The sequence below is a fragment of the Providencia sp. AGC89 genome (assembly GCF_053543535.1).
Genome location: NZ_JBIXLP010000005.1, coordinates 39245 through 49325, shown reverse-complemented (window position 1 = coordinate 49325; position 10081 = coordinate 39245). Strand labels below are relative to the sequence as shown.

General features: G+C 42.4%; 8 protein-coding genes and 1 pseudogene. 1 reads left to right on the top strand and 8 read right to left on the bottom strand.

The window, feature by feature from the left end:
• The 4 genes and pseudogenes from ACIPUA_RS01850 to fdnG all read right to left on the bottom strand — a co-directional run.
• Positions 1-387: pseudogene (locus ACIPUA_RS01850) on the bottom strand (IS1 family transposase); the annotation flags it as partial.
• 536 nt (positions 388-923) lie between these two features.
• A complete protein-coding gene (gene fdoI, locus ACIPUA_RS01845) occupies positions 924-1571 on the bottom strand; it encodes a formate dehydrogenase cytochrome b556 subunit (RefSeq protein ID WP_449059226.1) in 648 nt (215 codons plus the stop codon).
• Entirely contained in the window at positions 1568-2512 is a 945-nt protein-coding gene (fdxH, locus tag ACIPUA_RS01840; RefSeq protein ID WP_449059225.1) for a formate dehydrogenase subunit beta, read from the bottom strand. The genes fdoI and fdxH overlap by 4 nt, the downstream gene beginning before the upstream one ends.
• An 11-nt stretch (positions 2513-2523) precedes the next feature.
• Positions 2524-5571: a formate dehydrogenase-N subunit alpha gene (gene fdnG / locus ACIPUA_RS01835; protein ID WP_449059224.1), complete on the bottom strand. Its 3048-nt coding sequence runs from the start codon at positions 5569-5571 to the stop codon at positions 2524-2526.
• Positions 5572-5747: 176 nt separating this feature from the next.
• On the opposite strand from fdnG, the gene fdhD reads away from it, so the two are divergent.
• Positions 5748-6578, top strand: coding sequence for a formate dehydrogenase accessory sulfurtransferase FdhD (gene fdhD, locus ACIPUA_RS01830; protein ID WP_042846771.1), 831 nt, complete (start codon positions 5748-5750; stop codon positions 6576-6578).
• Here fdhD and ACIPUA_RS01825 read toward each other — a convergent pair.
• The 4 genes from ACIPUA_RS01825 to mnmE all read right to left on the bottom strand — a co-directional run bounded on the left by ACIPUA_RS01825 (position 6575) and on the right by mnmE (position 9972).
• Entirely contained in the window at positions 6575-7288 is a 714-nt protein-coding gene (locus tag ACIPUA_RS01825) for a HipA domain-containing protein (RefSeq protein WP_232370503.1), read from the bottom strand. The genes fdhD and ACIPUA_RS01825 overlap by 4 nt on opposite strands.
• A 39-nt stretch (positions 7289-7327) precedes the next feature.
• Positions 7328-7585 (bottom strand): helix-turn-helix domain-containing protein, encoded by a 258-nt coding sequence (locus ACIPUA_RS01820; protein ID WP_181468903.1) that lies wholly within the window; start codon positions 7583-7585, stop codon positions 7328-7330.
• Positions 7586-7712: 127 nt separating this feature from the next.
• On the bottom strand, positions 7713-8477 hold the full coding sequence (locus tag ACIPUA_RS01815; protein ID WP_048605662.1) for a hypothetical protein: 765 nt from the start codon (positions 8475-8477) through the stop codon (positions 7713-7715).
• A gap of 130 nt (positions 8478-8607) precedes the next feature.
• Complete coding sequence (gene mnmE, locus ACIPUA_RS01810; RefSeq protein WP_042846829.1) at positions 8608-9972, bottom strand: tRNA uridine-5-carboxymethylaminomethyl(34) synthesis GTPase MnmE; 1365 nt, start codon at positions 9970-9972, stop codon at positions 8608-8610.
• Positions 9973-10081 lie beyond the last annotated feature (109 nt).

The following is a 10081-nucleotide window of genomic DNA, read 5'->3' as shown; positions in this document are numbered from 1 at the left end:
GTTCCCAGGCATACCAAAGCCAGCGTTGTTGTTTCTTATTAGCCACAAAAGACCACTGTTCATCGACTTCACAAAGGAGTTCAATGTGCAAATTATCAAGCGGTAAAGACGTTACCTGCTTCGGCGAGAGTTTTTTAAAGTACGAACAACCGCATTAATGCTGATATGAAGGGCCCTAGCAGTATCACGAATACCGGCATTATTCATCGTGAGGTCGATAATTTTATCTTTAGTTCCGGGTTGGCAAGCACGATATTTATAATCGAGTTGGAAGCTTCGGCAGCAATCTTGGCAACGATAACGTTGATGACCAGTGCTACCTAATCCATGTTTTTTCACTGGGAGCGTTTGTTGACAAAATGGGCACCTTACATCGACTTTAGCCATGAATATTCTCCGATAAATTACCCTATATTACAGGTTAATCACCGGATTGAATACATGACCTTTATTTAGCTATCGTAAATGGAATGAATGATATTTATTTCACTGTATTAAAATAATATATTTAAATATGAGGGTTTTATTTTGTTGAGGTAATATATTCCGCAACCGTTAACTATTTGTATTAAATATTATGGTATAAGTCCAGTGATTCGCCGCTTTAATTATTTTTTAATATCAATAGGCTAAAATAATATTAAATATAGTAATTAATTTCACTATTGCTCTATTATTGAATAATAAATCAACATCATCTAAATGTATTATTTAGTTACTCTAAATATGACCATCTTTATTAAATAAAGCATAAAATTAAGATAATAAATCTAATATCGACATTCTAATATTGATAAATTAAAATATATTTTTAATAAATAATTAAACACAGTTAAAATAAAACCCATCTGAATATGATAATTAAATAATATAAAAAAACCCACAAATATAATTTGTGGGTTTTAAAAATACTATCAAGATACTTAGTTTTTCTCTTGCTGCTGCTTTTCTTTTTCGATGATTTCACGGTACCAGCGTGGGTGATGCTTTCTTGCCCAACCACGAGTTACCCAACCTTCAACCATCGCACGTACAGAGCCTTTCACCCAAATTGCAGCGTATGCATGCACCACTATCATGATGATCAATGCGATAGCTGAAAGTGAGTGCACTAAGATAGCTGCACGATAAACAGGAATAGGGAAATAATCCGCAAAATAAGGGCGCCACATAATCACACCTGTGATAACCAATGCTAGTAAGCAAATGGTGACTACCCAATATACCCCTTTTTGACCGAGGTTATATTGCCCTACATCGCCTGCCTCTTCGTTTTTCAGTACCTTACCAATATTCTTAGCCCACTTAATATCTTCTTTATTAATGAAGTTATGGTGGAAATAACGGAAGAACATAAACACGAACAGCAAGAACATCGCTGTGCCCACGAATGGATGTAAAATTCGAGACAGTTGTGGCGTACCTAAAATGTTCATAAACCAGTTTAATGATGGGAAAAAGAACCCTAGACCACTGATCGCGGTGAACAAAAAGCAAATCAAAACCGCCCAGTGATTGATCCTTTCAATCGGCTTATGGCGGATAATTTTATCGTTATCATCTGGCATCATTTCTGATCCTCCCCTTCTTTTGATTTCGAAGTGTCAGATGACATTGCATTATGCAAATCTTCTAAAGCCTCTTCTTCATCTTTTTTGGAGACGCGGTTCGGACCAATACCCACATAGTGGAAGATGGCCGCCGCAAATGTTGCAGCAAAACCAACCGCTGCCAACGGCTTCCAGATACCTTTCCAGAAAGTGACGGTTGGGCTGATTGTCGGGTTTTCCGGCAGCCCGTGGTACAACTGAGGTTTATCTGCGTGGTGTAAGACGTACATAACATGCGTACCGCCAACACCTTCAGGGTCATATAAACCTGCATTTGCATAACCACGTGTTTTCAGCTCTTCAACACGATCACCTGCCATGTTAATCATGTCTTCTTTGCTACCGAAATGAATAGCCCCTGTCGGACAAGTTTTCACACACGCAGGCTCTTGACCGACTTCAACTCGGTCAACACACAACGTACATTTGTATGCACGGTTATCTTCTGGGTTGATACGTGGCACATCAAACGGGCAACCCGCAATACAGTAACCGCAACCAATACAATGTTCTGATTGGAAATCAACGATACCGTTTTTGTACTGAACAATAGCACCTTCTGAAGGACATGCCTTTAAGCACCCTGGGTCAGCACAGTGCATACAGCCATCTTTACGGATCAGCCATTCAAACTTATCGTTTTCTTCGACTTCAGAAAAACGCATTACTGTCCATGACTTAGCTGTTAAATCTGTTGGGTTATCATATACCCCAACGTTAGTCCCTATTTTGTCACGGATATCATTCCATTCGGAACATGCGACCTGACAAGCTTTGCAGCCGATACAGGTCGTAACGTCGATAAGCTTTGCAACCTCTTCCTTATAGTCCCGCACCTGAGGTGCGGGAGTCAGGGAATTGGTGGCAGAACGACGAATAATGTCCTGAGATTGCATTGACATAATTTATCTCCTTACACCTTTTCCACATTGACAAGGAATGATTTAAATTCCGGTGTCTGAGTATTCGCATCACCCACAAACGGCGTTAACGTATTAGCGATAAAGCCTTTCACTGCCAAACCTTCAAATCCCCAGTGAATTGGAATACCGATAGTATCGATATCTTTTCCAGCCACCTTCAGGGTATGAATACGTTTGGTAACGACTGCTTTCGCTTTGATGTAACCACATTTAGAGCTAACTTTCACCGTATCGCCTTGCTTGATACCTTTTTCATTCGCTAAACGTTCACCAATCTCGATGAATTGTTGCGGCTGAATAATGGCATTTAACAGAGCATGTTTTGTCCAATAGTGGAAGTGTTCCGTTAAGCGATAAGTGGTTCCCACATAAGGGAATTCAGTCGCTTTACCCATTTGAGCCCAGTCATCTTTAAAGACACGAGCCGCAGGGTTAGACACCACATTTGGATGCAATGGGTTAGTATCAAGCGGGGTCTCGATAGGCTCGTAATGCTCTGGGAATGGGCCTTCCGCCATTTTATCCAGTGCGAATAAACGCCCCATACCTTCCGGTTGCATGATAAACGGACCAACACCACTACCCGGAGCAGCATTGCTATAGTCAGGAATATCCATTCCTGTCCATTTGCTGCCATCCCACTCGAGAATCTGACGTTTTGGGTCCCACGGTTTACCCATTGGGTCAGCTGATGCGCGGTTATAAATCACGCGACGGTTCAAAGGCCATGCCCATGCCCAACCTAATGTGTTACCCAGACCTGTTGGGTCAGAGTTATCACGGTTAGCCATCTGGTTACCTTTTGGTGTCCAGCTACCCGTAAAGATCCAGCAACCACTTGATGTCGTACCGTCATCACGTAATTGAGCAAAGGAGCTAAGTAATTCGCCTTTTTTAACAATCACGTTGCCATCTGCATCTTTCAAGTCAACTAAAGCATAGCCATTGTTTTCTTGAGCGACTTCTTCCGGAGTTGGATTATCACGGTCAAAGTAGTTCCAAGTCATACTCAGAACCTGCTCTGGCACAGCACCACCTTCGGCAGCATATAACTGACGCATACGATGGAAAATCCCCGAAAGAATTTCACCATCACTAATGGCTTCGCCCGGAGCATCCGCACCTTTCCAGTGCCATTGTAACCAACGAGCTGAGTTAACAATCGAGCCATTTTCTTCAGCAAAACAACAAGAAGGTAGACGGAATACCGTAGTTTGGATTTCTTCCGGTTTCACATCGTTCATTTCGCCGTGGTTTTGCCAGAAATTGGATGTTTCCGTATTCAGCGGGTCAACGGTAATTAAATACTTCAACTTAGAAAGTGATTTAATGACTTTGTTTTTATTCGGGAATGAAGCAACCGGGTTAAAGCCTTGGCAGATATAACCGTTAACTTCCCCCTTATCCATCATTTCGAAATAACGCAACACATCGTAGCCTTGATCCCATTTCGGTAATAAATCAAAGCCCCAGTCATTTTCTTTCTGCGCTTTATCACCATAAAAAGTTTTCATCATACTGACGAAAAATTTCGGATAGTTGCTCCAATAGTTAACTTGGCCTGCAACCGTCGCTTTCGGTGTATTGGCAGTTAAATAACTGTCTAATGTCGTTTGTTTTTCGGATGGTAAGGTCAAATAACCCGGCAAGCTTTGAGATAGCAAGCCTAAGTCAGTTAACCCTTGGATATTGGAGTGCCCGCGCAGTGCGTTTACACCACCGCCTAGCATCCCCATATTACCCAGAAGTAACTGGATCATCGCCATAGTACGAATGTTTTGGGCACCAACAGTATGTTGTGTCCAACCTAATGCGTACAAGAACGAAGCGGTTTTATCTTTAGCACTCGTTTCTGCAAGGTATTCACAGACTTGCAAGAAGTCTTTAATTGGCGTACCACAGATGTTATTCACCACTTCAGGTGTATAACGGCTGACGTGCTCTTTTAATAGATTTAGCACACAACGTGGGTGTTTCAGAGTCGGATCGCGCAGCGCAAGGCCGTTTTCATCCATCTCATAGTTCCACGTGGTTTTGTCGTATTGACGTTTTTCTTCGTCATAACCTGTAAACAGGCCGTCATCAAAACCATAATCTTCACGAATAACTAAACTGGCGTTGGTATACGCTTCCACGTATTCACGCTGAATTTTTTCATTATCCAATAAGTATTTGATAACACCAGACAAGAACGCAATATCAGTACCTGAGCGAATAGGCGTGTAAAAATCCGCCACTGCCGCAGTACGGGTAAAGCGAGGGTCAATAACGATTAGTTTGGCTTTATTATGGATTTTAGCTTCCATCGCCCAGCGGAAACCGACTGGATGCGCTTCTGCCGCATTACCACCCATAACGACAACTAGGTTTGCATTTTTAATGTCAACCCAGTGGTTGGTCATCGCACCGCGACCAAATGTTGGAGCAAGACTTGCTACCGTTGGTCCGTGTCAGACACGCGCTTGGTTATCTACGGCAAGCATGCCGAGAGCGCGGGTAAATTTTTGGGTTACAAAGCCGCTTTCATTGCTTCCTGCGGATGCACATAGCATACCGGTGGTTAGCCAACGGTTAACAGTGACACCCTCTTTATTTTTTTCAATAAAGTTCGCATCGCGGTCTTCTTTCATTAACTTAGCGATACGATCAAAGGCTTCATTCCAAGTGATACGTTTCCACTCATTTGTCCCTGGCTCACGCACTTCAGGGTACTTAAGGCGGCTTTCACTGTGGATAAAATCGATAAGTCCAGCACCTTTAGGACAAAGTGCACCACGGTTTACCGGATGATCCGGGTCCCCTTCAATATGGAAAATGCTTTCTTTCGCATTTTTCGCGCCATCACCAAGGCTGTACATTAACAGCCCACAGCCGACAGAACAGTAGGTACAGGTATTTCTGGTTTCCTTCGCACGCAGTAATTTATACTGGCGCGTTGACGCTAACGCAGTGGCGGGTGCAAACCCTAATGCTGCTGCCGTCGTACCTGCCATACCGCCAGCGCAGATCTTAAAGAACTGCCTTCTGCTGACTTGCATGGGGATCTCCTCATTATACATTGCTCATGTTTACCTAACGCCAATCGCGATAATCAGGTAAACTGTTCTTATTCAACGTCTTCCCTATCGTATCCAGGTACATTGCCTGGCAAATGGTGTAAATTCTTTTTACCCATAATTAATATTATGTATCATTAATGCTAGGAATTCATCTAATGTATGAAACAAATACTACAAATGACTCCAAATTAACTAAAATGATTGGCTTAAATCACACAAGTGTGCAACAAAAAGGCAACCTTAACTCACCCGTTAATGATTATGTTGCAGAAGAATATCCTGTCGCTCTAGTGTTCAATGGCATATCACATGTTGTTATGATGGCAACGCCAAAAGATTTAGCGGATTTTGCCGTCGGGTTTGCACTTTCAGAAGGGATAATACAGTCAGGTGATGAAATACGTGGAATTGATATCGTTGAAGGCTGTAACCGAGGAATTGAAGTACAGGTTGAATTATCTAGCCGCCGATTTATGGAGCTAAAAGAACGCCGCCGTAATTTAGCAGGGCGTACAGGCTGTGGTATTTGTGGTACCGAACAACTCGATGAAATTTTTAAACCCATCGCTCCCCTACCTTTTACACAAACATTTTCCTTGTCTTACTTAGATAACGCGCTACATGAATTGAAAAAGGTACAAGAAATAGGTGCCCTAACGGGCTGTACCCACGCCGCCGCATGGATATCACCAGAAGGTTTATTAGTGGGGGGATGCGAAGATGTCGGTCGCCATGTCGCACTTGATAAACTACTCGGAATGAAGCATCGTAACCAATGGCAACAAGGTGCTGTATTGGTTTCTAGCCGCGCAAGTTATGAAATGGTACAAAAAGCCGCCAGTTGCGGTGCGGAAATTTTATTTGCCGTTTCTGCTGCCACGGCACTCGCTATCGAAGTGGCGGAAAAAGCCAATTTAACCTTAGTCGGTTTTTGCCGTCAGGGGAAAGCCACCGTGTTTACCCATCCGAGTCGGGTAAAGGATTAATCCCAACCTTTTTTTAATCGTGCGGCTTTATGATGTAACCCTGATAAAATTGAGTCTGCAATGTGCTTAGGGAAATTGGTTGGAAGCTGTTCCCTAACCTTTGTAATAACACTTTCCATTTGCTCATCAAACTCAATTAAGATTTTTTCCATTTCAGTGCGGTCAAAACCAACCTCCTTGGCCGTTGCAAAAAAATGCCTTGGAAAAATTTGCTCTATATTGTATTTCATCTCCCTTGTTCCCTTCAGCCCCATAGCCAATTTGGCATCTCTAGGGTTAATTCCCCTCCCCCCATAACTAGGATACATGGACAAAATATCGTAAAAAGGTGTTAACTGATAACGGCCTTCAGGTTCAATAAATAATGAAAAATTTTTAGCATGGCCATCCGTCGCTGCAAGTAACCAAAACAAAACCTGGCTCTTCATAAACTGATATCTATCTTTCTCTGCATTTATTGAACCTAATAAGTAATTCATAATTTCAGAAATACCCGGTCCACCATGATTTTGATATTTTCTTGCCGGTGAAATATTCAATGTTTGACAAAAATCTTCTTGTGGTAAACGCATAATCCACGAGGAATCAGAAGAATATTTACGATCAAAACGTTCAACCGCTAACGCCTTTATTTCACCTACATTTAAAATAAAACTATGGGGCACATCATTTAAACTGATGAGCCCCAGTACTTGAGCGAATAAAGTCACCTACCCAATAACCATTCATATATACATGCAAAGTCGCCATCACCACTCCTCCTTCCATCCAGAGTTTGAGTTTGATGAGCCACTTTCATTTCGCGGTTTAATATCGAGTTCTAAATTTAGGGCAGATAAAATCTTAAAGAAGGTTTCTAATTTGGTAGAGTCAGGAGAGAGTTCAAAACTGGAGACGGTATCTTGCCGAATACCCACTTTACTTGCGACTTTACTTTGAGATAATTTTTTCGTCTCTCTGACATCCTTCATATAAGCACTAAGTTGTCGGGTATTGGTCACTTTCATTTTAACACCTACCTTGTTTGGCACTAATGATATTTACCTGCTATAACCGGTAAAATATAAATAACACGCTATAGAGTGTAGAAATATATCGATAAGTATCATTCAAAGATAGACACAATACTGAGCCTTAAAGCGAGTGCAGCATCCACAAATTAGGCTCAATATATTCAACTTGTTGGCGCTGAATATCAACAGTAACTGGCACCAAAGCGTTGGGTACAATATATTGCCCTGATTGCGGGAAATACATGCCTGTCCATGATTGCCAATCAGCAATTGAGCCTGTAATGACCATTGAACGATGAACGGGCTGTAGTACCGTGGCACCCAACCGCCAATGCGTTCTGATCCACGGGTCAAAAGGCTCTCCTCGCTCATTTTGCCAGCCGCAATACGCCTCAAAATCCTGTAATGGATAACAATGTTTTAATGTTGGGCGAACAGGCACAATCACCGCTTTTGCCGCATATTCTTTTGCTGCGTGTTTTAATGCATTAATCAATAAAGCAGGGATTTGACACCCACGATATTGCGGGTCAACCGTCACAGAAAGTGCCGAAATATAAGGCTCTCCGCCTTGTTGATTTTCCATCGCGAAGTTAAAAATCGCATCCCAGCCCATTTCCGCTAATTTGCTAAAATCACCATAAGGCCATAAAAAAGGCACAGAGCGAATAATACCAATGACCCGCTCCTCTTCGTTCTCATTTACAGTGGCAATAAATTGAAAATAAGAATTGGGCTCTTCATCAAGCCTGTTCCAATATTCATCACATACCGATGATTGGCTCATAAACTGAGGCCATAACTTATCAAGAAATAACTCGCACTCTTCTATTAAGTCAGGGCGTTGAGCGTAACTTTGAGTGTTAACTTGCAATAACTTATCCATGCTTTTATCTGTTAGTTGGTTTAATCGACCATTTTAGAAAAATAAAAACACTAAATGCTTAATATTGGATTAAGACGACAAAAAAGAAAGGAAACCTACACAACGCCGTGTAGGTTAATACGATACCGTATTACTTCCCAATACAAAAACTTGAGAAAATACGGCCTAATAAATCATCAGAGGTAAACTCCCCCGTGATTTCGCTGAGTTCTAATTGGGCTAGACGCAACTCTTCAGCCAAAAGCTCACCGGAGCGGGCATTCACTAACTGGTCATAGCCCTGTTCTAGGTGAACTGCGGCCGCATTCAATGCTTGTAAATGGCGGCTACGTGCCAAGAAACCACCCTCTGTATTACTATTAAAGCCAACCGCTTCTTTTAGATGATCCCGCAATAAATCAATACCATTTTCTTCTCGAGCAGATAAACGGATTAATGGGTAACGAGTGTTATCAATAAACTCAACCGGCTCCCCGGTCATGTCTGCTTTATTACGGATCACAGTTACGGGTAGCTCATCGGGTAGGCGTGCCATAAATTCGGGCCAAATCTCTTGTGGCTCAGTGGCATCAGTCGTGGTGCTATCCACCATAAACAGCACATGGTCAGCCTGTTCAATCTCCTTCCATGCACGCTCGATACCTATACGCTCAACTTCATCACTGGCTTCCCGTAGGCCTGCTGTATCAATGATATGTAATGGCATTCCATCAATATGTATATGTTCACGCAACACATCACGGGTTGTACCCGCTATATCCGTGACAATCGCTGCCTCTCGCCCTGCTAACGCATTCAGTAAGCTAGATTTACCGGCGTTTGGACGCCCAGCAATCACCACTTTCATCCCTTCTCGCAACAAACTACCTTGGCGAGCTTGGGAGCGAACCTGTTCTAAATCGGCAACCACTTCATTAAGCTTGGCTTCAATTTTACCATCAGATAGAAAATCAATTTCTTCATCGGGAAAATCAATCGCTGCTTCCACATAGATGCGCAAGTGAGTGAGTGCTTCCACTAATTGGTGAATATGGGAAGAAAAAGCCCCCTGTAAGGAGTTCATTGCAGAACGCGCAGCTTGCTCTGAACTCGCATCGATTAAATCGGCAATCGCCTCAGCTTGGGCTAAATCAAGCTTATCATTCAAAAATGCACGCTCAGAAAACTCACCCGGATTTGCTATACGAATACCATCAATAGTGAGTATTCTTCTTAGCAATAAATCAAGAATGACCGGACCACCGTGTCCTTGTAGTTCAAGGACATCTTCCCCTGTAAAGGAATTTGGCCCAGGGAAGTAAAGCGCAATACCTTGGTCAAGGACAGAACCTTCTACATCACGAAAAGGGAGATAATCCGCATAACGTGGCTTAGGGAGTTTACCCAACACGGTTTCAGCCACTAATGCAGCTTTTGGGCCAGATATACGTAAAATACCGACACCACCACGACCGGGAGGTGTTGCCTGTGCGACGATAGTATCGTTGATTTGCATGAGGTTTCTCTGTCTTTGACTTGAAAACTGTTTTTTGAAAATAATTAAGGCGACCATAATTGGTCGCCTTAATACTACTATAGAATCTCGCTTTGTGAAGCCATTCTCA